Genomic DNA, 21,282 nt, shown 5'->3' with positions numbered 1-21,282 from the left:
TGAGGCTAGATCCATTTCTTGCGATGAAAATAGAGCAGCATAGAGATAGCAATGAGCACCATGATTCCCATCACAACCGCATAGCTGTAATACCAGCGGAGCCCCGGCATGTGAGTGAAATTCATGCCATAAATGCTGGCAATACAGGTGATGGGAATAAAAATAGTGGCGATGATGGTCAAGGTTTTCATAATTTCATTCATGCGGTTTGTCAGGCTGGACAGATACATGTCCAGCATGCTGGACAGCATATCGCGAAACGTTTCCACCGTATCAATTGCCTGCACGGTGTGATCATATACATCCCGTAAGTAGAGGCGAGTGAAGTCAGTAATGATTTTTTCTTCCGTATGCAATAAATGTCCCAGTATTTCCCGCATGGGCCAGATGCCTTTGCGCAGCAGAAGCATTTGTCGCTTTAATCGATAAAGCGTGCGTGAACTTTGCGGCGAGGGCGTTTTAATAATGCGTTCTTCCGTTGTTTCAATCTGGTCGCCCATTGCTTCCAGTACCACAAAATATTCATCGACCACTGAATCGATCAGCCGGTAGGCAAGATAATCACTTCCCTGTTGGCGCATGCGTTGATTAGACGTACTTTGCAGCCGTTCCGCGATGACATCGAAAAGAGACGTATCGGCTTCCTGAAATGACAGCACAAAGTCATGTCCTATCACCAGGCTGAGTTGGCTGACAGAAAAAGTAGATTCTTTTGGATGCCAGGAAAGCGTTTTCAAAGTCAGGAACAGATAGTCATCAAATTCTTCAATTTTGGGTCGCTGCTCTACATTGAGGATATCCTCGACCGTGAGCGGGTGCAGGTTGAACTGTTTGGCTACTTGCGTAACCACATCTGTACTCAGGCCTTCGATATTCACCCAAATGGTACCAGCTGGTTTATGCGCTTCGGGGAGACAGTCTTCAAGGCGGGTTCCTGTTGCTTCATGGGCATGATCCGCGTCATAGGTAATGACAGTGATAACGGGCTTAACCGGGGTTTTATTACCTGTATAAGTCGCAGTCCCGGGGGGCTGGCCTGCTTTTCTTGCCCGTTTGCGGACTTCAGAAAACATATCCATGATGCTGCTTCTCCTTGATGCCGTCACATGCTAGGGACATTCCCTTAAATGACAATACCGGAGGATTTGGCTAAAATCAAAATCTGTGAACTCATTCTAGGAACGACAAGCTAAAGGACGGCATATGAAAAAAATAATTTGGTTTCTCATGTTAATGGTTTTAAGCGCGGGCTGCTTCGCAGGCAAAATAAACAGGATGGTTTTTTTTGGTGACAGCCTAAGCGATAATGGCAACTTATATAAGCTGTTTCTCCATATTATTCCCCAATCACCGCCTTACTACCAAGGTCGGTTTTCGAATGGACCAACCTGGGCGGAAGAGGTAGGCAACTATTATTATCATAAAAATTATATTGACTACAAAATCTATGCGGTAGGCGGGGCTACAGCCATATTACATAAACCCAGTACCCGATTTATTGCGCCCACAAACTTACAACTTGAGCTCGATCAATACATTATTGACAATCTGTTTAAAGACAAAAGTAAAACACTTCATGCCATATGGATAGGCGGTAACGATTATCTGTTTGACCAGGATGCGGATGCCAATGAGTTAACAGGTAAGGTTGTCAATAAAATTTCATGGGCGGTTACCAAACTGATCGAGCAGGGTGCACAGGATTTTCTGGTGATGAACTTGCCGGATTTATCTGCTATTCCTTTCGCGCGCTCCAATGGATCGATTGAGAAGTTACACCGGTTAACCGAATTGCATAACCAGAAGTTGGATCAGGCGATTAAAAATCTCAAAGCAGCTTATCCAGGTGTTAGAATCCACTACGTTAGCGTCTATGATATTTTTAATGATGTGATAGCGAATCCGCAAAAATACAATCAGAAGTACAAGGTTAACATTACAAACACAGCAGAAGCCTGCTGGCAAGGTGATTATTTGCTGGCAGAAGGGCTCGCTAATCAAGGCCTGGAAAGCGAATTGCAGCAAGCTTCATTAATGAAAGCAGGGAATCTTGCCGGACGAATAGACACACAAGCGATGCGTCAGGTTATTCTGGATTCACCTTCCATTGCCTATACTTACTCGATGGGTAAGGCCTATAAAAAGGGCAGCTTGCCTTGTGCGAATGCGGATCAATATTTATTTTGGGATGCTATTCATCCTACAGAGACAGTGCATCGCGTATTAGCGCAAATTGTTGTGGAAAACCTGATGATTTAGTTGTTTGATTGCTATGATTCCTTCCCTCCTTACGGAGGGAAGGAATCAATCTCTTTTACTCATTGAAAGGGTTATGAGGGTGTTGTTGGTTTTGATCCTGTTTTTCTTTCTTACCTGCATCATCTTCTTCAAGTTCTTTTTTACTTTCTTTAACAAATGGCGAATCATTTTGTGGTCCTGTGCGAATATCTTCTGGTGGGATGATGGGAGGATGCGGACGAGAAGCTTCTTTAGCTAATTGAATTGCTTTATCATGATCACCGTTAGCTAATTTAAGATACAAATCATAATCAGACTCATGCGGTATAGATTGTTTTTTTTCTGTTTCTGATTTTTTCTTTTCCTCTTCCAGTTGTTGTTTTTCGCGTTTCAGCTGTTTTATTTTTTCTTTATTTTTTTCAAGTTTCAATGATCCTTTTTCCAAATCGATCCTGTGGACTAGGTTATCCTGGCTTTGTGAATAATTTTCAAATGCATGCGCCGCAGAAGTTAGAGAAGAAATAGCATCATCTTGGTCTCGGGAAATGACTCTGTCGCCGATCGCAGCAACCGCTCCGCCTAACAAACCTAATCCACCTGTGGTGAGAATGGTTGCTGTCGTGGCGCCGATACCAATAGCACCTAATCCGCCCACAGCGGCTGCTTGGATTTGCGGAACAGTTGCGATAGTGACTCCGGTGCTTCCATAACCTAACATGTCAAAAATGCCGGTAGGCTTAAAAATGCGTCCCAGTTTGTCTTTCCAGGTCACCTTTGGTTCTTCGATAGCTAAAGGTCGAGCAAGTTCAGATGTAGATTGAGATGCATTAAGCGGCTCAAAATCAGCTAAACGTGGATCTTGAATGAGTTTATCAAGAATGCGTGCAAGATCATATACTTTCCCTCCATCTGCTGGATCGGTCAAATGCATTCCCTTAAGTGTGGCCATAAGGCGGATAGCAATTTTTTTGATATATATTTTTTTTTCTGCATTTACGAGAGGGGAAGGATCCAGTTTAATTAATTTAGAATCCAATTCGATATATTCGCGTTTTATACGATCGAACAGTTCTTGCTGTTTTTTATGGCATTCATTTTGCGCTTTTGCTTTTCTTGCCTCGCGGTTTCTTTCATCTCTATTGGCGCGATAGGATTTTGAGAGCCCTACACCCAGACCGACCAATCCGACGACACCTGCAGCAACAGCAAGGCCGACCCCACCTGTTCCAATGCCAATCGCAATAGTTAAGCCAATACCTACGCCAGCACCAGCATACAAAAGCCCTCTGGCTGTTGTTGCTTTTTTACGCTTTCCCCACGAAAAGTTATCCCATACTTCTTTTGCATCTGCTTTGAATTTTTCCCAGCCTGTCAGCTCGGGTTCGGATACTGGTTCTGGTGCGGGAATCTTGGCAGGTTTTACAGGAAGAGGTAGGGTTAATTTGCATTAGTTCCGATCTAATCTGACACTTGCTACTTGAAAAAAGTAAGGTTACCCGTTTTGATAGTTATGTCGAGTAAAAATCAAAACATTAAAGAGGTAACCTTATGTACGAGTGTACGCAAAAAATCATTAAAAACAAGGTCGGTCTGTTAAATTTGGCAGAAGAGCTAGGGAATGTATCAAGAGCCTGCAAGGTAATGGGCTTCTCCAGAGATACGTTTTATCGTTATAAATCAGCAGTTGAGCAAGGAGGCATTGAGACCTTGTTCGACAAGAGCAGACGGCAGCCAAACATCAAGAACCGCACCGATGAAGCTACAGAGAATGCTGTATTGGACTATGCCATTGAGTACCCCGCGCATGGTCAATTAAGAGTCAGTAATGAGCTTAGGAAAAGAGGTGTTTTTGTTTCTCCTAGCGGTGTTCGTTGCATCTGGCTAAGGCATGATTTGGCATCATTTAAACAGCGTCTAACCGCACTGGAAAAGAAATCTGCCGAGGAGAACTTAATTCTAACTGAAGCACAACTGGCCGCGCTAGAACGCAAAAAAGACGATGATATGGCCTGCGGTGAAATTGAAACAGCACATCCTGGCTATCTTGGTTCACAAGATACCTTTTATGTTGGCAATCTCAAGGGTGTTGGGCGCATTTATCAGCAAACATTTGTTGATACCTACTCCAAAGTGGCTCATTGCAAGCTATATACCACAAAAACACCGATTACATCTGCTGACCTGTTAAATGATCGTGTGTTGCCATTCTTTGAAGAACAAGGCTTGGGCTTGCTGCGCGTATTAACGGATCGTGGCACTGAGTTTTGCGGCAAGGTAGAGCAACACGATTACGAGTTGTATTTGGCGCTCAATGATATTGAGCACACCAAAACGAAAGCTCAATCACCCCAGACCAATGGCATCTGTGAACGCTTTCATAGGACGATTCTGAATGAGTTTTATCAGGTTGCTTTCCGAAAGAAAGTTTACACAACTATTGACGAGTTGCAAAAAGATCTGGATGATTGGCTCGGTTATTACAACAATGAACGCACACATCAGGGTAAAATGTGTTGTGGCCGAACTCCGATGGCGACATTGATTGATGGTAAAAGAATCTGGAAGGAAAAAGTTGATAATCTCAACTTGAACTGACAGTAAAACCGTAACTGAAAAACGGGTAACTGTCAGATCAAGTCGGAACTTTTACAGTTAATTTACGAAGCTGAGATTGGTAATTTTGCCAGTAACCTTTATCCTCGTCTGTCTTTCGAATTAATTCACGATGATTTTTTTCTAATGTAGAGAGATCCATTGAGTCAATCGCATCGTTTTTGTTCGTTTCTGGTAGCAAAAGTATACGGTTCATTTTTTCATGAATGGTTTTTAACTCATCTATTATTTTATTGCTGGATAGTGTGAGCAATTTAGCTTTGGCTGCTCGCATTGCAAGGATGGTTTCGATCCCTGCATCAGGATCGATATCCTTCGAAGCTAGATTATTTGCAATCATTGTTTCGAGCTCCGCTATCTCCTTTTCCAATGCGGCTTTGTCAATAATAAATCTCTTGAAGATTTCGGTGATTGCCATCATTCTTTCTTCTTTTAGACGGCGCTCTTTTAGAAGTTCTTGCTCTTTCTTTCGATTATCGAACATGTGTTTTCCTCTAGATTTACAAGATAATCTTCGGTATTTATTATTATAGTTTAAAAATGTTATTGCATTCTTAGCTCAAACAGAATAAAGGAGCGGCAGGAAGTCAAAAGCTATTGATTTTTTTAGAAAAAATGAAATTGTCTCCTCACAATGAGGTAAGGAGACAACATAAATCAGATTAATATTAGATTAACGGGTTTGCGCGCGGTGATTTGAATTCTTTAATCGCCATTGTTGCAAATGATCGACTGTAGCAGCACAAACCAGGTCGCCCCACACGTTTGTCATAGTACGGAAGCGGTCAAGGATACGGTCAAACGGCAATAATAGGCCAATGGCGGAGGCAGGTACGTTCACGTTGCGGAGCACCATCACCATGGTCACTAGACCGCCTTCCGGGATGCCAGTTGCACCCATACCTGCAAGGATGGCTGTAATAAATACGCCGATCTGGGCAGGAATGGAAAGATGCAATCCCAGAATCTGACAGAAGAAAAGCGCAGAAACCGCTTCATACATGGCGGTGCCTGCCAAATTAATCGTGGTAGCAAACGGTAGAACGAAGCGCGCCACATCGTCACTGATATCCTCATTCTTGGCTACCATTAAGGTGACGGGCAGTGTTGCCATTGAACTGGATGTAGCGAAGGCTGTGATAAGTGCGTTAGAGGCATTTGAAATAAACTGTTTAGGGTTTTTACGCAGTACAATAGCCACCACAAATAGTTGCCATAAAAACTGCAGGAGCAGTCCGCTTAAAAAAATCAAAATAAATAGGATCATTCCGCTTAAGCTTTGCAATAAAAGATGCTCAATGGAAGCTTCTGCTACAGCAGTACCCAGTAATGAAAATAAGCCGACAGGTGTTAATACCATGAGCCAAGTGATCATTTTAATGAGAACGTCTCTTAATCCTACAAAAAAACTAATCACAGGTGTGGCGGTCTGGCCTACTGCAAGGCAGGCGAGAGAGAAGACGATGCTGAAAAAGACGATGGGCATGATTTCATATTTTGCCGCAGCGGCAACAATATTGGGTGGAAAAAGGGAAAGCAGGTAGGAGGAAAAAGCCATCGGCTTAAGATCGGTTGGTGTTGCGTTAGCCAGAATCAGGCTCGGTGGGATGCCAACGCCGGGCTTGAACACGTTCAGCAGAAATAGCCCGATAGCGACGGCAATGGAGACGCTGAGCAGCACATAACCGAGTGTATAGACCCCAATGGACCCGAGCCGTTTCATGCCGCCAATGGAGGTAATCGCACTGACGAGCGCGCAGAAAATAAGGGGAAGAACGATTAATTTCAATAAGTTAATAAATAATTGGCCTATCCACTGGATCGCTATCATCTGCTCGGGGATAAATATCCCGCACACAATGCCAAGTGCGATACTCAGTAATATCGCCAGAAACATATAATTCTTCAAAATATTCTCCCCTCTCGTTTTGGTTAGGGTCATATTATAACCCCATAAAAACGAAATAGTGAGGGGGTAGCCACTATCTCGACCGAGCTAAACGGGATAAGATGAAGGTAAGATAGTAAAAAAGGATGGCTATATGGATATTTTATTTACCATTTTATCCGTTTTGGCCCATATTCTTATCGGCGGATATTTTGTTTTTCTAGGTTGCTGGAGCATCTACCATTGGGTACCTATCATGGAAACACTGGTAAAAAAACGCGTTCCTCATCCTTATTTACTGCTGCCTGCAGGCATTGGTATACAGGTGGTGACGGGTGGCATGATTATGTTTGGCATGTTTGTTAAGGTAGCAGTCTTAATATTGATCCCGGCCACGATTGTTGCTGTTTTCATTTTTCACCCATTCTGGCATTTTAGAGGCGAGTTACGCCTGCTGAATTTTACATTATTTTTAGCTAATCTGACGGTAACGCTGGGTGCGCTGCTTCTGCTGCTGGTGACACCAACGCCAGTAATTTGAAAGATGCGTCACCCCTATTATAAAAAAATAATTGAGAAGAACCATGGGTAATCTATTTTATATCATCATTGCCTTTTCTTTAGTTTTATTAAATGCGTTTTTTGTGGCTGCGGAGTTTGGTATGGTCAAGCTGCGTCATACACGCGTTGCCGCGATTAAAAAACAGTATGGCTTGCGCGGGAAAATTCTGGCGGAGGTACACAAGCATCTGGATGCGTATCTCTCTGCGTGTCAATTGGGTATCACGCTGGCTTCGCTGGGATTAGGCTGGGTCGGTGAACCTGCCTTCGCTCACATCTTTGAGCCTGGGTTTGAAATGCTGGGGCTTTCTGCGCAGGGTGCTGCCACCGCAACAGCTGTAACGACAGCTTTTCTGTTTATTACCTTTTTGCATATTGTTATCGGGGAGCTCGTTCCCAAGTCATTGGCGATACGTCAATCAGAGATCATTTCACTCTGGACGGCGCTGCCGTTATATGGGTTTTACTGGTTGATGTATCCCATCATCTGGCTCATGAATACTTGTGCGAATGCGGTTATCAACTTGACGAAGCTTGGCAAGATGAGAGCGGGTGAACAATTTTATTCAACCGATGAAATCCGGCTGATTTTGCATGGCAGTTACATTCATGGCGAGCTTACGAGTGAAGAACGTAAAATCCTGGAGCATACGCTGGAATTGGGCGATCTGAAAGTCACAGACGTGATGCGGCCGGTGGATGAAATGGTAGCGTTGACAACACAGCAGTCCGTTGCTGAGGCGTTACGCATTATGAACGAATCTCGATATAGTCGCTATCCCGTTTATGAGAACGAATCTGATCAGATAATGGGGATCATTCATGTTAAGGATGTTTTTGCAGCGCTTTATCAGAATAAGGAAATTACCAGCCTGAAAAATATCATTCGTCCCGTACTCAAAGTGTCACGTCGATTACCCCTAATGGAATTGCTGCGAAAATTCCGTGAAGGCATGCCGCATTTTGCATTGATTTACAGCGGCAAAGAAGAAAATTTAATTGGATTTGTGACACTCGATAATCTCTTGCACGTGCTGGTAGGTCGTATCCAGGATGAATTCCACCGCACGCGCGATGACTGGGTGAAGGATAAGGATGGTAGTTACATTATGCGCGGGAACGCATCCATTTATACGCTGGAGCGGGCGCTCGATATTGATATCGAAATTGAAAACATCGAAGAGGAAATAGACACGTTAAACGGTCTGATTTTATCGCGACTGGAATCCATCCCTAAATCGGGACAGCGTATTGCATTTGACCAGTTTGAAATTCTCATCGAGAAAATGCGCGGCCCGCGCATATTGCAGGTAAGGGTTTATCCTAAAAATAAACAGGACTAACAAGGAGGTGCACCATGCCGGAAATTGTTACGAAACATCCTGATATTGTACTGCAATTACTGAAAGACGCTGGTATCAAATGCGGACAGGGAGAAAAGCAGCAGATTTTGCGATCTTGCCCCAAAGAGAGTTTTTGTGCGCTGCCGACCGGTGAATTATGTGTGTTTGGGGTCAAGAACATCGCGTCCATGACACAAATGACGGCGGCTGATTTCACGGGCGCTCCACGTGAAATCAGCATGTTGGATTGGCCTAATGCCGTGTTGATTGTAGTCGTTTTTATTTTAGGCATGCTGGTTGGAAGGATCAAAAGGCGAAAAATAAATAGATAGCGGCAAGTTGGATAATAACAAAAGTGGAGTATGATATTGCTATCGAAGTAATAGATGAGCGCAAAAATACCATCATATAACTAAATGTGAAAATAGGATTAAGCGTTATGAACAAAAAAAAATTATTTACCGGAGTAGGGTTTGCGCTTGCTGTTCTCCTGATTGTCGCTGCGGTTATTTATCTGAGCACAAGGGTTGCCGATGATCGTGCGCTCGAGGAGCAGGCTGCTACGCCTATTCTATTAACTAAAACCTATGATAACCAGGACAGCCGTTACTCCATTAAATACCCGACTAACTGGGAATACCAGATTCCCGCGCAAGGAACGGTCGTGTTCAGCGGTGTTGAAGGCACATCTGCCTATTACGCCACCGTTAACATACAGACTGTGCTGAGCAAACAAACAGGTGGTGACTTTGAAACCGTAGAAGCATTCATGGCGGACATCAAGAAACAGGCGCTGGACGAGTTTCAGAACGCTATTTTCCTGGATAGCGGGCCTATTAGTTTATCTATGCCGGATGGTACAGAAGTGAAAGGTGAGTTCCTGACTTTTACGTATGATTATAACGGTATTGCCTTCAAGCAATGGCAAGTCGTGTTATTAAGAAATGACGAACAAGTCTTTTATGCCTGGGCATACACGTCACCTGCAGCGCAATACGAAGAGAACCTTACTATTGCACAAGCCATGTTGAAGACGTGGTCTATTTATTAATTGCAATGCCCATGCATGTTCTTCGCGCTCACGAATTTTCGTTCTCGCCATCCACTGACAAACAGCGGGACGGCAGTGAGAATTTACCTGACAGTAATGCACCTACGCGGAGATGACAAATGAGTGACACAGTTAAATAAGCGCTCGCTTTTATTCGTGCCATTCGTGCTGGGATTTAGCGAAAGGCGCAACGGGGGTGGTGTAATCGCGACCGCAGTGGATATCAATCAAGACCGGCCCCTTCATTTTCAGCGCCTGTTCAAAGGCTGTTTCAAGCGTTTGCGGTTTATCAACCCGTATACCGTCTGCACCCAATGATTTTGCAAACGCCACCCAATCATGTGTGGGTAATTCAGTCAGCGCCGCTGCCTGCGGTCCTACTTTTTTTGCACGCAAATAAACATTGCCCAGGGCACTGTTGTTAATCACGACGTAAATAACAGATACACCATAACGCGCTGCTGTCTGTATTTCGATACCGTGCATTAACATGCAGCCATCGCCTGTGATGACAACGCAGGGGTGTTCTGGTTGTGCCAGTTTGACGCCAATACCCGCAGGAATGGCCCAACCCATCGGACCTAAATTGGTTGCACTAATATACTGGCGAGGCGCATACGACTGCCAGTAATGCCCGGCAAAGGCACGGTGTGCGCCTGAATCAACCAGGACAATCGTGTCACGCGGCATGACCTTGCGTAAATCAGCGATAACTCGAGCGGGATGAATAGGAATAGCATCACTTTTGCAATTTTCCTCATCATAGAAACGGGGGAGAGCACGGATTTGCGTTAACCATTTTTGTCTGTCTGATTTGGTTTCCTCGAGCAAGGCCAGCTTCTCAGGAGGGGATTGCAGTAAATAACGTAAAAATTCACCGCAGTCACCCACTATGGGCAATTGTGTTTGATAAGTATCACCAATGACTTCGGGATTAACGTCGACCTGAATGAGGGCAGATGACGGTTTTAGTTTTGTGTTCCAGAACAATGTATCGCGCTGATTTAAGCCGGAACCCAATACCAGCAGTATCTCAACCTGATCAGACAGTAAAGTTTCAATGGCCTGGCGCGTGCCGCTATAACCAAAGATACCTAAGGATAACGGGTGGTCTTCTGGAAACACACCTTTTGCACGCAAAGTCGTGGTGACGGGAATCTGAAACCGCTCTGCAAATTCAATCAGACTGGCTGAGGCATCCGCTTTTTCCACGCCTTCACCTGCATAAATCACAATATTTTTTTTACCCCGCAAATAATCCCAGCAACGGGCGCTCGCTTGATGGTCAAGCATATCAGGACGATTAATCGCCTGTGTGATGGGCTGATAAGGTGCATCAACTTCTGTTTCCTGGATATTGACGGGAACCACAAGGTGTACGGGCGCACACGGCGGCGTCACCATTTTTGCTAATAGCTTGCGTAAAAAAACGGGTGTCATTTGAGCATCAAGAATGGTAAATTGCTGGGCGGTGAGGCCCTGAATGACCCGCAAGTCATTTAGGGCGGTATCCATGCCTGAATCCTGAAAGGTGCCGCGTCCTTCAAGGAGTGTAGAAACCTCTCCCGAGATGACAATGACTGGGGACTCGTCTGAGCGTGCTGCTGCCAACGCGGTGGCGGTATTGGTGATACCAGGGCCACCTATGCAAAAACAGGCGCCAAAATGACCGCTTGCGCGTGAATAACCGTCCGCCATATAGGCGGCGCCTCCTTCATGGCAGGCGATGATGGGCTTAATATGGACATTTGTTGCCAGAGCTTCCAAAAGAGGATCAATTAGACCGCCTGGTACCAAAAACGCATAAGAGATGCCTTCTGCGTGAAGCGCGTCTAACAGGAACTGCTTTACCTTCATGGTGTTTAAGCTCCTTGTAATGAGTACCAACTGACCGGGACTTGCGCGCTAGTTATAAAAATATTGTATTATAAATGTATAGGCTATTTCATTAACGGAAGAATGAAGTAGAGATCCAATAGGGAAACGCTATGAGCAATAATCAATTCAAACCTGCTTGGTGGCTGCCTAATTCCCATTTGCAAACTTTATGGCCGCCCATTTTCAGGCGTGATGTCAAAAATATTCAACTAGAGCGTGAAAGACTGGAATTGCCCGACGGCGATTTCATTGATCTCGACTGGATTAACCGCGATGAACAAGCTCCGCTGGTGATGATTCTGCACGGCCTGGAAGGGTCCATTCAGTCCCATTATGCCAAAGGCATGTTAAAGACCGTTTCAGAGCAAGGCTGGCGAGGGGTATTTATGCATTTTCGCGGCTGCAGCGGTGAGCCCAACCGATTGCCACGTAGTTATCATTCTGGTGAGACAGGCGATGTGAACTTTGTTATTAGAGTATTGATGGACCGGGAACCGGATATGATGCTGGGTGTGGTCGGATTTTCGCTGGGCGGTAACGTCTTGTTAAAATGGCTGGGAGAAACAGGCAAATATAATCCGCTTAAGGCTGCCATTGCGATTTCTGTTCCTTTTGAATTACATAAGGCTGCTTCGCGCATTCAAAACGGGTTTTCCAAATTTTATCAGTGGTATTTTATACGCTGCTTGCGGGACCGGCTGGCGGTAAAATTTCAGGCGCGGCCAACTTCGGTTGATCCATCGCTGATGTATGAAGTCAGTACCATGTATGACTTTGACGACAAGATCACAGCGCCGTTGCACGGATTTTCTGGCGTGGAAGAATACTACTCTACCGCAAGCAGCCGCCAATATCTGCGTTATATCCATGTGCCAACCTTGATTCTGCATGCAAAAGATGACCCCTTTATGTCAGAGGATGTGATTCCCACGGAAAATGAATTATCGCCGCAAGTTAAACTGGAGGTGACGGATGCAGGCGGTCATGTTGGTTTTGTAACTGGAAAATATCCGTGGCGGCCCGAGTATTGGCTGGAAAAACGTGTTCCGGATTTTCTGCGTTTGCATCTTGAAAAATAAATCGGGATGCTTTTGCTGCCGCCCCATTTCATTATCCGTTTAGTTGTTTTATTAACATCCATATCGTGTGCAGAAAAATAATTTTTTCCGTTGACAGATAACGAGTATGATGTTATCAAATTTATTCACACCTGTTTTTTTTTCATTTCCTTTCTTTTTCTGCGTATTCAACAGCTGCTTTCGCAGCGCCGCATTATCGTGCCTGCATTTTTATTATTAATTTCATAAAAGAGGTGAAACAATGAAAACCAATCTGGCTGCCGTCATTGACGGGCCACTGCCTGTTAGTCCATGTCATTTAGCTGCTTGCACATATCACTCAGTGCCGATGACAAAAGAAATATTAAAGAATATTCTGCTTTTTTCGGAGAGCCGAATAATAAACAAACCCATTCTTCCTTGGGCCAATGAATTAATCGCATCGCTTGGCGATCTGATGACGCAGAGAGACAAGCGAGGCAATGCCGCGAGTATTGCGAAAATATATAATCAGGCAGCGCATATTTTTCTTGCGCTGGATGATATTCGTTCAGCCCGTGAATTATGCTATTCACAAATTCAGCTATTTATTGGCTGGAGCCAAAAATCGGGAAATTACGCACTGTTAAAGCATATTGTCGAGCCCTGGGTAAATTTGAGTTGCATGGATAGGCTGGAAGGAAATAGCGGCGATGCTTTTAACAAACTGGCTTTGCTAAGTATTCAAGATGAATCGCCCATGAGAGAGGGCCATCCGCTAAAGCAGTTATTGCGTGATATTATTAAGGCAGATGAAAACATTCACCATTTTGTGAAATCAGCCTGTCTGCTTGAGCCAGTCAAATATTATTTAATTCATAAACAGTATGAAGCCTTGATCACGTTTGTTGAAGCAAAACAAGAAACAGAGAGTATGGAATACGATCTGCCTTTGCAGGAAGCGCTGATAGTGTCACTGGCAAATACAGGCAAAATGAACAGAGCGTTTGACTTGTTAAATCACTGCCGATCTTCTTACAGCCGAAGTGCATCAGCAGTTTTTGTGCTGCGTGAATGTGAGATGAATGTTTATTTGAATAAGCCGGTTTTTGCCGAACTGCAGGCGCTTTATAAACGTGCATTTCGTTCATTTCACCTGGGTTATCTTAATACTGCCAAGATCCTGCATGCCATGCATACTGCTCATGTGATGCACCAGGCTGGTCTAAGTGAAATGGCGGCGAAGCTGGGATATTGTTGTGTGGAAGCAGCGGAACGAATCAATGACGAGTGCTTGAAAGCGGAAAGTCTGGTTTTACTCTATGAATTGATTGACCAGACAGAAGGAAGGCAGATCGTTGAAGACCTCATGATAGAACATTATTTTACTACCCGGTATGCTGCCGCACGAAAACACATGATAAATGTCTTTCCTGACCTGCGGCACGTGGAAAGCAGGCGTGAAGAGGTTGATGCGCTTCCTGCCTTGTTTGAAGAGTTACTAATGTTCTCGGCTTATGCCTTTTGTTAAGGGTGAATAACAATAATTGTCCAGCACAATGTTATTAAGTACTGAAGATTATTCCCTGCTAACCACTATCTTGCCAATAGCTTTTCCGGATTCCAGCAGCGCATGTGCTTTGCCAATTTCATCAAATGTAAAAGTATGTGGATCAATCAGCGGTTTCAGCTTGCCCTGATCGACTAATTCGGCAAGTTTTGTCATGATCATGCCGTGACGTTCACGCTGAATGTTATAAAGTAGGGGAATGAGTATAAAAACTGCATGCAGGCTGCCGGATTTGGCGTGCAGTAGGCTAAGATTGTTAGTGGAGTTTGCCTGTGCTGTAATCACATTGCCGTAGAGGGAGATAGCCGCCATTGAACGTTCCAGATTTTCGCCGCCCACCGTGTCAAAGACAACCTCAAAACCCTTGCCGCCCGTGAGGCGTTTTACATAATCTTCGACAGATTCATGGCGATAATCGATGGTTTCAGTCGCGCCTAGCGATTTTGCAATTTTTGCCTTATCAGGGGAGGAGACAGTTGTGTAAACATCCGCGCCAGCCCACTTCGCCAGCTGAATAGCGGCATGTCCTACACCACCAGTACCAGCATGAATCAGTATTTTTTGGCCCGGTTGAATTTTTATTTTATCAAACAAACCTTCCCAGGCTGTAATGCTGACCAGGGGCAGTGCTGCTGCCTGGGTCAGGCTTAATGATTTGGGTTTTTTGGCTAACAACCTGGCATCGGCAAGCATCAGTTCTGCTAATGCACCGTGACTGCCCATGATACCGCCTGCGCAGCCAAAAACTTCATCGCCTACTTGAAACGTTGTGACATCTGGACCGACAGCTTCGACAATGCCTGCTACATCACCATGTAAAACAGCCGGGAAAGGCGGTGCACTGGCCTGATACTTGCCGCTGCGGATTTTATAATCAAGAGGATTAATGCTGGTGGCAGCCACACGAACAAGCACATGACCGGGTAAAAGCATGGGTACGGGCATATCCATTGTTTCAAATACTCCAGGATCGCCAAACGCTTTAATGACTTGTGCTTTCATGGTGGTCTCTTTATTGATTGCAGATGCAGGCATTGTATGTATTAAAAAGAGCGCATTCAAGAGTCAACGGGACAGGCCGATTACTATGACTTATTTTTTCAATTGATGAACGCCGTTATCAAATTGCCTCATTTATGCTTTTTTCACAAATTGCGACTTCAATTTCATGGGGCCAATGCCTTCAATTTTGCAATCAATATCATGATCGCCTTCCACCAGCCTGATATTTTTAACTTTCGTTCCTACCTTTACGACCAATGAGGACCCTTTTACTTTTAAATCTTTTATGACGATGACTGTGTCACCATCCTGAAGGACATTACCATTTGCGTCTTTGACGGTTGATAAGGCCTCAGCTGCTTTTTCTTCTGCAGTGTCATTCGACCATTCATGCGCACATTCGGGGCAGATAAAAAGCATGCCATCTTTATAAGTGAACTCCGAATCGCATTTTGGGCATCTTGGCAAGGCATTCATAATTTCAATCCTATGATTAATTAGTCTAATTTCTGTTGGAGTGAAGGACAAACCTATATACTGTGCTGGCATTGTATGTATCAGAAAGCCTTTACTCAAGTTTCTTCCCTCTGGTCGGTGTTACTGTCAGGGATGAATAGACTCCCGCCTGCGCGAGTTGCTATGCTGTATTAAGAAAGACCCCACCAGTTAAAATAGTTTGCGACCAACAAACTAAACAACGGAGGGGTCTCATGAAACAGTACGATTATACAGGGAAAGAGGTATACGTTGGTATAGATGTTCATAAAAAGACCTATTCTTGCGTTATTATTTGCGAAGGAGAAGTAGTGAAACGAGATACAATGCCAGCCAAAGCTGAGATATTGGTAAGTTATCTAAAAAATACGTTTTCTGGAGCGGTCATCAAAACTGCTTACGAAGCTGGATTTTCTGGATTTCATCTGCATCGCTATTTGGTCTCCCATGGAATAAATAACATAGTGGTCCATCCTGGTTCTATTGAAGTAGCCTCCCGAGATCGGGTCAAGACAGATAAACGCGATGCATTAAAAATAGCCCTACAATTATCTGCTGGGCGATTGCATGGGATCTTTGTGCCAAGCCAAGAGCGAGAAGAGAAACGTAGCATGACGCGATTACGGACAAATATATTGAAACTACGGCATCAAGTTGGTCAGCAATTTAAAGGACTATTATTTACTCAAGGATTAATAGAAGTAGAAGATGATACGGTGATTTGTCCAAGATGGTTATCTCAAAAGTTAAGTGAAGTGGAACAGGGGAATTATTCAAACGATTTTTGTTATAGCGTTCATCAATATGCTGAGCAATGGATGCAATTGACGAAACGAATGAAAGAAATAGAAGCAAGGCTTGAAATTCAGGCAAATGATGAAAAAAGTCTGCAAATGATTTATGAAAGCGTCCCAGGGATTGGCCCAATTCATGCAAGACAATTAGCCAATGAGCTGGGTAATATGATTCAGTTTAAAAATGAAAAACAGTTATTTAGTTTTACAGGACTAACGCCGAGTGAGCATTCATCGGGTGAGCATACTCGACAGGGTCATATTACACGACAAGGAAATTCAGTATTACGCAGAATTTTTATAGAAGCAGCATGGATAGCCATTACAAAAGACCCGAGCCTGAAAGAAATATTTAATCGTCTCTCGAATAATCGAGGAAAAAAGCGTGCAATCGTTGGTGTTGCACGACGATTAGCAGGCCGTATTCGATCTTGTGTATTAACAGGAGCATTATATGAAATAAAACCAACTCAAGAAGCTTGTTCGCTTCAGGAAAAGGTTGCCTGACCTCGTTCAGTCATCCTGTGAGTCTGTAATTTTTAGGGACCACGTTCGCGAGTTTGGGGCAGGCATTATAAGACCGAATGAACAACTTGTGCGCGTTTTTACGGAAACGACCACGAATAGCAGATTGGCCTACAAGGTCTAGTGATAGGATCGGTATAAGAGCTGGCTTCTGAGTTGGTTTTAAATTGAAAAATAAGTGCTTTTATTAGCAGGAGATGCCGCTATGCGCAAACTTGAAAATACACATAGCGGAATGACAGAGAGGTTAATACAAGGATGGCACAATTAAACACCCTCTTTAACCGGAAGTTGGCCATTTTTACAAAATGCTCGATAATGCTGTTATCCTGAGAGCGTTTTTTTTGCTTGAAGGATCTCCCGCCCGCCGTCGTCCCGCTGCTTATCAGCGGGATCCAGACGCCGCGAAGCGGCCGTCTCGAAGGGCATTTTTAATCAAATTTCTTTCGCCTTTTGCATAAATTGACAATCCTTGCCAATCACCACCCCTGATTAATCCTTCTTTTTTCTTCAGCATGTATACCCAAAACATGAATGTTCTCCGCTTCGGTTTGCTCAGTCGCTCCACTTTGAATCATACACAAGCCAATCTGTTCAGATTGACTGTCCGTATCGTAAAAAGTAGCATCTGCACAAAGCAGGTCATCCTAGCCTTGTTCCATTTGAAATGTCTGTTTAAACTACTTCGCAACTGGCTGATATGTTCCCTATATTTCCTCCTTGGCGAGAAGGTCACCCTTCGAGACGGCCGCTTTGCGGCCTCCTCAGGGCGAACGGTTAGAAATTTTGTCGTGCACAGAGGAATGCTTTTCAAAAATGGCCAAGTTCAGTTTAACAAGTTTTTTTCATATTAGCGGAGACTCTTATATGAGCGATACTGATTTTTTACTTATCTCCGATCCTAAAATCTGGGCAATGCCTGTGAAAGAATGCCATGAGCCGTTGATAGATTTAAAAGACCTTCATTTTCAGATCAGTTTAAATCGTGCCAGTTTTTATGCTGGCTATACGAAGGTGCGTCAGTCTGTTGCTACTAAATTGGTTGCTGCGCAGCAATATTTACCGCAAGGCATCACTTTTTTATTTTCAGAAGGCCACAGACCCCTCTCGATCCAGAGATTGATTTATCGCGAATACTATGCGCATCTTGCTGATGTTCATCCTGAGTGGGATGAACACATATTAAAACGCGAAGTGACTAAATATGTGGCGCCTCCGGAAGATGTACCGCCGCATTCAACAGGCGGAGCGATTGATATCACTTTAATAGATGCCAATGGCCAGGAGCTGGATATGGGCTCTGTTTTAGATGAGACGCCGGATAAAAATCAAAATCGAAATTTTACGCATGCCGCGCATATTACTGATGCTGCAAGAGCAAATCGCAGTCTACTGATTTATGCCCTCTCCCGCGTTGGGTTTGTTAATTATCCTGCTGAATGGTGGCACTGGTCCTATGGGGACAAATATTGGGCTTATCATGCTAATCAACCCTGTTCAATTTATGGGTCAATTGAGTAAAGAGCTGCTGAGCCATCTCAGCCATCTCTTGCTTGCGAACACCCAAAGTTATGTCATTTTTGAAATGATGGCTTTCTTGTACGTTAAGGCGCTTCCCATTTTTTAAGAAAACCACTATTATCCCTTTCTAATAATCTATTAGTTTTAAACACACATTATGAGTTACTTCATTAATCTCTCCATTTTTCGCCGTAATCGCAATTTCACACTGTTATATATCGGCCAATTCGTTTCCTTCTTGGGTACCATGATTACGGGTGTGGCTTTGCCCTATCAGATTTACATGGAAACGCGCTCAACCTTAATGGTAGGGCTTTTGAGTCTTGCCCAGCTATTGCCCCTACTGGTGACGGCGCTCATCGGCGGCGTTTTTGCGGACCGCTATCACAGGCGACTTTTGTTATTAGTGGCAGAAGCGGTATTGGCGGTTGGCTGTCTGCTGCTTGCGCTGAACTCATGGGTCGCTGTGCCGCACATCTGGGTCATCTTTGTCGTTTCATCCTTGATGTCTGCTTTTAATGGTCTGCACCGTCCTGCGCTTGACAGTATTGTGCAACAGATTGTCGAGAAAAAAGATTTGCCTATTGTGAGTTCGCTAGGCACATTCAAATTCAGCGTTGCCATGATAGCGGGGCCTGCGATTGGCGGCCTTATTATCGCGCATGCAGGTATCTTTGAAACTTATCTGGTGGATTTTGCGACCTTTCTCGTTTCACTCATCGCCATATTATGCATGACCCACATCCCCAAACCCACTGCGGCGATGAATGAATCCACCTTGTTGGCGCTCAAAAAAGGTTTAAAGTACGCGCTTTCCCGGCAGGAATTGGTGGGGACCTATGTTATTGATTTTGTTGCGATGGTCTTTGGTATGCCGACGGCCTTGTTTCCTGCCATTGCGCTTTCATTTGGCGGCCCCAAAGTGTTGGGTATGATGTATTCAGCGCCAGCGGTAGGGGCGCTTGTTGTTTCTTTCTTTAGCGGCTGGATTGCGGGCGTCAAACGTCATGGCGTTGCCATAGCGGTGGCCGCTGCTTTTTGGGGTGTAGCCATTATTTTCTTTGGGCTCGCATCCAATTTCTGGTTGGCGCTTTTTTTCCTTGTTTTAGCGGGCGCGTTTGACGGCATCAGTGGTATTTTTCGTATGACAATGTGGAATGAAACCATCCCTAATGAACTGCGCGGCCGGATGGCGGGCATTGAAATGATCAGCTATTTAAGCGGGCCCAAACTGGGTGATACTGAAGCGGGACTGGTGGCCGCAGCGTTTGGCATTACCGTTTCTGTCGTTTCCGGCGGTGTGCTTTGTGTGGCAGCCGTACTTGCCAGTTGTTATTTTCTGCCTAAATTCTGGCGGTATCAATCCGATCTTTCATGATAAGATAGAGCTGATTTTGTTGAGCGTGTAACGGTTGTTATGCAGGGCTTCGTACCCATGACAATTCATTGAAACACGCTCGATTCGACTGGCATCAAAGAAGGAGATAAGGATATGCTCGCAGACTGGATTACCTGGGTGATGACTAACTTTGATCTGGCCATGTTTGCTCTGGCTATTTTTTTCATTATCTTTCACTGGCTGATTTACAGAAGGACTGTGCCAGAATATGAAATTGTTTATCGATGGATTGCTCTCTTTGCCATTGGATTCACGGGCTTGTATGCTGCGTTTTTTCATGCTTTTTATCCAGAGATGTCCGCAGCCAACATTGGCTGGCCAACCAGTCCTTTCCAATGGGAAGTAGCCATGGCTGACCTTGCCATCGGCGTGCTTGCCATTCTTTCCTTTAAAGCAAGCTTTGGCTTTCGCCTTGCTACGGTGATTGGCGCCACTATCTTTTTGTGGGGTGCTGCGGGAGGCCACATTTACCAAATGATACAATATCAAAATTTTGCACCGGGCAATGCCGGCACTTGGTTCTGGATGGATATCATTCTTCCCCTTATCCTGATCATCTGCATTTTTCAATTACGACGGGATAAAAGGTGGTAAATAATCCTTTTTCCGGTTTTTATTATCTCATGGCCGGTTTTGGTCTGATTTCCAAACCCGGCCTGAGACGTTATGTTATCCTTCCCCTGATTATCAATATTGTTCTCTTTATTATCCTGCTTATGCTGTTGTTCCATTATATGGATGCATTTAACCATTGGTTTGAAAGTTTACTGCCGACATGGCTGCAGTGGTTGGGGAATATTCTTTGGCTATTTTTTTTCGTTGGCTTTTTTCTGATTTTTATTTATGCCTTTGTGACAATAGGCAATATTGTCGCTGCACCTTTTAACAGTTTACTGGCAGAAAAAGTCGAACAGTACCTGACAGGAAAAATGCCTGAGGCGCGCGGACTGCTTGAAAATATCAAGGATGTGCCACGCATACTGGGCCGTCAGTTCGCCATTATTGGCTATTACCTGCCGCGTGCGATCGTGCTGCTGGTTTTATTTTTTATTCCCCTGGCGCAGCCGTTTGCTGTTGTTTTATGGTTTATATTTAATGCCTGGTTTATGGCGCTCACTTATATTGACTACCCCACGGATAATCATCGTATCCCGCTAAATGATGTGCGTGCCTGGCTCGGTCAGAGGCGATGGACATCGCTGGGGTTTGGCGCGAGTGTGCTCATTGCCAGTATGATTCCTGTGTTAAATTTTTTCACTATCCCTGCTGCGGCTGCGGCAGCTACTCGGTTCTGGATTGAAGAATCACAAAGCGGTATCTTCGTTCCTGGCTTGAATCGACCTTTTTAAATTAATCAAAGTTGGTAG

20 protein-coding genes are annotated in these 21,282 nt (G+C 44.4%); 13 read left to right on the top strand and 7 right to left on the bottom strand.

The genetic code is table 11. From position 1 onward, the window contains the following. Positions 1-5: 5 nt before the first annotated feature. On the bottom strand, positions 6-1,079 hold the full coding sequence (gene corA, locus AQUSIP_RS06875; protein WP_114835255.1) for a magnesium/cobalt transporter CorA: 1,074 nt from the start codon (positions 1,077-1,079) through the stop codon (positions 6-8). A 124-nt stretch (positions 1,080-1,203) separates the two neighbouring features. On the opposite strand from corA, the gene AQUSIP_RS06870 reads away from it, so the two are divergent. Beyond that, entirely contained in the window at positions 1,204-2,259 is a 1,056-nt protein-coding gene (locus AQUSIP_RS06870) for an SGNH/GDSL hydrolase family protein (protein ID WP_114835254.1), read from the top strand. A gap of 55 nt (positions 2,260-2,314) precedes the next feature. Here AQUSIP_RS06870 and AQUSIP_RS06865 read toward each other — a convergent pair whose 3' ends face one another. Further along, positions 2,315-3,517: a hypothetical protein gene (locus AQUSIP_RS06865; RefSeq protein ID WP_114835253.1), complete on the bottom strand. Its 1,203-nt coding sequence runs from the start codon at positions 3,515-3,517 to the stop codon at positions 2,315-2,317. Between the two features lie 269 nt (positions 3,518-3,786). Between AQUSIP_RS06865 and AQUSIP_RS06860 the strand changes: the two genes are divergently transcribed. Then, complete coding sequence (locus AQUSIP_RS06860; RefSeq protein ID WP_114835537.1) at positions 3,787-4,833, top strand: IS481 family transposase; 1,047 nt, start codon at positions 3,787-3,789, stop codon at positions 4,831-4,833. 37 nt (positions 4,834-4,870) lie between these two features. On the opposite strand, the gene AQUSIP_RS06855 is transcribed toward AQUSIP_RS06860, so the two are convergent. Both AQUSIP_RS06855 and AQUSIP_RS06850 read right to left on the bottom strand, forming a co-directional pair. Next, positions 4,871-5,335 carry a hypothetical protein gene (locus tag AQUSIP_RS06855; protein ID WP_114835452.1) on the bottom strand — a complete coding sequence of 155 codons (465 nt, stop codon included), beginning with the start codon at positions 5,333-5,335 and terminating at the stop codon, positions 4,871-4,873. Between the two features lie 189 nt (positions 5,336-5,524). Further along, a complete protein-coding gene (locus tag AQUSIP_RS06850; RefSeq protein ID WP_170131894.1) occupies positions 5,525-6,760 on the bottom strand; it encodes a dicarboxylate/amino acid:cation symporter in 1,236 nt (411 codons plus the stop codon). Between the two features lie 133 nt (positions 6,761-6,893). Here AQUSIP_RS06850 and AQUSIP_RS06845 point away from each other — a divergent pair, with 133 nt between their 5' ends. From AQUSIP_RS06845 to AQUSIP_RS06830, 4 genes are all read left to right on the top strand, one after another. After that, positions 6,894-7,280 (top strand): DoxX family membrane protein, encoded by a 387-nt coding sequence (locus AQUSIP_RS06845; RefSeq protein ID WP_114835454.1) that lies wholly within the window; start codon positions 6,894-6,896, stop codon positions 7,278-7,280. Between the two features lie 43 nt (positions 7,281-7,323). Then, on the top strand, positions 7,324-8,643 hold the full coding sequence (locus AQUSIP_RS06840) for a hemolysin family protein (protein WP_114835455.1): 1,320 nt from the start codon (positions 7,324-7,326) through the stop codon (positions 8,641-8,643). 14 nt (positions 8,644-8,657) lie between these two features. Further along, positions 8,658-8,975 carry a hypothetical protein gene (locus tag AQUSIP_RS06835; RefSeq protein ID WP_114835456.1) on the top strand — a complete coding sequence of 106 codons (318 nt, stop codon included), beginning with the start codon at positions 8,658-8,660 and terminating at the stop codon, positions 8,973-8,975. 107 nt (positions 8,976-9,082) lie between these two features. Next, the gene (locus AQUSIP_RS06830; RefSeq protein WP_114835457.1) at positions 9,083-9,694 is read left to right on the top strand and encodes a hypothetical protein; all 612 of its coding nucleotides are present in this window, start codon (positions 9,083-9,085) and stop codon (positions 9,692-9,694) included. A 150-nt stretch (positions 9,695-9,844) separates the two neighbouring features. Here the strand turns inward: AQUSIP_RS06830 and AQUSIP_RS06825 are convergent, their stop codons facing one another. After that, positions 9,845-11,551 carry a thiamine pyrophosphate-binding protein gene (locus AQUSIP_RS06825; RefSeq protein WP_114835458.1) on the bottom strand — a complete coding sequence of 569 codons (1,707 nt, stop codon included), beginning with the start codon at positions 11,549-11,551 and terminating at the stop codon, positions 9,845-9,847. A gap of 131 nt (positions 11,552-11,682) precedes the next feature. Between AQUSIP_RS06825 and AQUSIP_RS06820 the strand changes: the two genes are divergently transcribed. Continuing rightward, complete coding sequence (locus tag AQUSIP_RS06820) at positions 11,683-12,651, top strand: hydrolase (protein ID WP_114835459.1); 969 nt, start codon at positions 11,683-11,685, stop codon at positions 12,649-12,651. A gap of 241 nt (positions 12,652-12,892) precedes the next feature. Next, positions 12,893-14,140 carry a hypothetical protein gene (locus tag AQUSIP_RS06815; RefSeq protein WP_114835460.1) on the top strand — a complete coding sequence of 416 codons (1,248 nt, stop codon included), beginning with the start codon at positions 12,893-12,895 and terminating at the stop codon, positions 14,138-14,140. A 48-nt stretch (positions 14,141-14,188) separates the two neighbouring features. Here the strand turns inward: AQUSIP_RS06815 and AQUSIP_RS06810 are convergent, their stop codons facing one another. Beyond that, positions 14,189-15,181, bottom strand: coding sequence for a zinc-dependent alcohol dehydrogenase family protein (locus tag AQUSIP_RS06810; protein ID WP_114835461.1), 993 nt, complete (start codon positions 15,179-15,181; stop codon positions 14,189-14,191). A gap of 132 nt (positions 15,182-15,313) precedes the next feature. Continuing rightward, on the bottom strand, positions 15,314-15,658 hold the full coding sequence (locus tag AQUSIP_RS06805; protein WP_114835462.1) for a zinc ribbon domain-containing protein YjdM: 345 nt from the start codon (positions 15,656-15,658) through the stop codon (positions 15,314-15,316). Positions 15,659-15,891: 233 nt separating this feature from the next. Between AQUSIP_RS06805 and AQUSIP_RS06800 the strand changes: the two genes are divergently transcribed. The 5 genes from AQUSIP_RS06800 to cysZ all read left to right on the top strand — a co-directional run bounded on the left by AQUSIP_RS06800 (position 15,892) and on the right by cysZ (position 21,264). Next, positions 15,892-16,977: an IS110 family RNA-guided transposase gene (locus AQUSIP_RS06800; protein ID WP_197737807.1), complete on the top strand. Its 1,086-nt coding sequence runs from the start codon at positions 15,892-15,894 to the stop codon at positions 16,975-16,977. Between the two features lie 885 nt (positions 16,978-17,862). Next, the gene (locus AQUSIP_RS06795) at positions 17,863-18,516 is read left to right on the top strand and encodes a M15 family metallopeptidase (RefSeq protein ID WP_170131858.1); all 654 of its coding nucleotides are present in this window, start codon (positions 17,863-17,865) and stop codon (positions 18,514-18,516) included. Positions 18,517-18,673: 157 nt separating this feature from the next. Continuing rightward, positions 18,674-19,894, top strand: a complete 1,221-nt coding sequence (locus tag AQUSIP_RS06790; protein WP_114835032.1) for an MFS transporter — start codon at positions 18,674-18,676, stop codon at positions 19,892-19,894. 114 nt (positions 19,895-20,008) lie between these two features. Continuing rightward, positions 20,009-20,509, top strand: a complete 501-nt coding sequence (locus AQUSIP_RS06785; protein WP_114835033.1) for a DUF6790 family protein — start codon at positions 20,009-20,011, stop codon at positions 20,507-20,509. Next, on the top strand, positions 20,503-21,264 hold the full coding sequence (gene cysZ / locus AQUSIP_RS06780; protein ID WP_114835034.1) for a sulfate transporter CysZ: 762 nt from the start codon (positions 20,503-20,505) through the stop codon (positions 21,262-21,264). Before AQUSIP_RS06785 ends, cysZ begins: the two co-directional genes overlap by 7 nt. Positions 21,265-21,282: the final 18 nt, after the last annotated feature.

This window comes from Aquicella lusitana, assembly GCF_902459475.1.
Classification (GTDB): domain Bacteria; phylum Pseudomonadota; class Gammaproteobacteria; order DSM-16500; family DSM-16500; genus Aquicella; species Aquicella lusitana.
This window is presented reverse-complemented; position numbering and strand designations above follow the sequence as displayed.

What these genes read in the sequence shown, in the direction of transcription:
- corA (WP_114835255.1), bottom strand. Translation starts at nt 1,079, where the DNA reads ATGGATATGTTTTCTGAAGTCCGCAAACGGGCAAGAAAAGCAGGCCAG.
- AQUSIP_RS06870 (WP_114835254.1), top strand. Translation starts at nt 1,204, where the DNA reads ATGAAAAAAATAATTTGGTTTCTCATGTTAATGGTTTTAAGCGCGGGC.
- AQUSIP_RS06860 (WP_114835537.1), top strand. Translation starts at nt 3,787, where the DNA reads ATGTACGAGTGTACGCAAAAAATCATTAAAAACAAGGTCGGTCTGTTA.
- AQUSIP_RS06855 (WP_114835452.1), bottom strand. Translation starts at nt 5,335, where the DNA reads ATGTTCGATAATCGAAAGAAAGAGCAAGAACTTCTAAAAGAGCGCCGT.
- AQUSIP_RS06845 (WP_114835454.1), top strand. Translation starts at nt 6,894, where the DNA reads ATGGATATTTTATTTACCATTTTATCCGTTTTGGCCCATATTCTTATC.
- AQUSIP_RS06840 (WP_114835455.1), top strand. Translation starts at nt 7,324, where the DNA reads ATGGGTAATCTATTTTATATCATCATTGCCTTTTCTTTAGTTTTATTA.
- AQUSIP_RS06835 (WP_114835456.1), top strand. Translation starts at nt 8,658, where the DNA reads ATGCCGGAAATTGTTACGAAACATCCTGATATTGTACTGCAATTACTG.
- AQUSIP_RS06830 (WP_114835457.1), top strand. Translation starts at nt 9,083, where the DNA reads ATGAACAAAAAAAAATTATTTACCGGAGTAGGGTTTGCGCTTGCTGTT.
- AQUSIP_RS06825 (WP_114835458.1), bottom strand. Translation starts at nt 11,551, where the DNA reads ATGAAGGTAAAGCAGTTCCTGTTAGACGCGCTTCACGCAGAAGGCATC.
- AQUSIP_RS06820 (WP_114835459.1), top strand. Translation starts at nt 11,683, where the DNA reads ATGAGCAATAATCAATTCAAACCTGCTTGGTGGCTGCCTAATTCCCAT.
- AQUSIP_RS06815 (WP_114835460.1), top strand. Translation starts at nt 12,893, where the DNA reads ATGAAAACCAATCTGGCTGCCGTCATTGACGGGCCACTGCCTGTTAGT.
- AQUSIP_RS06810 (WP_114835461.1), bottom strand. Translation starts at nt 15,181, where the DNA reads ATGAAAGCACAAGTCATTAAAGCGTTTGGCGATCCTGGAGTATTTGAA.
- AQUSIP_RS06805 (WP_114835462.1), bottom strand. Translation starts at nt 15,658, where the DNA reads ATGAATGCCTTGCCAAGATGCCCAAAATGCGATTCGGAGTTCACTTAT.
- AQUSIP_RS06800 (WP_197737807.1), top strand. Translation starts at nt 15,892, where the DNA reads ATGAAACAGTACGATTATACAGGGAAAGAGGTATACGTTGGTATAGAT.
- AQUSIP_RS06795 (WP_170131858.1), top strand. Translation starts at nt 17,863, where the DNA reads ATGAGCGATACTGATTTTTTACTTATCTCCGATCCTAAAATCTGGGCA.
- AQUSIP_RS06790 (WP_114835032.1), top strand. Translation starts at nt 18,674, where the DNA reads ATGAGTTACTTCATTAATCTCTCCATTTTTCGCCGTAATCGCAATTTC.
- AQUSIP_RS06785 (WP_114835033.1), top strand. Translation starts at nt 20,009, where the DNA reads ATGCTCGCAGACTGGATTACCTGGGTGATGACTAACTTTGATCTGGCC.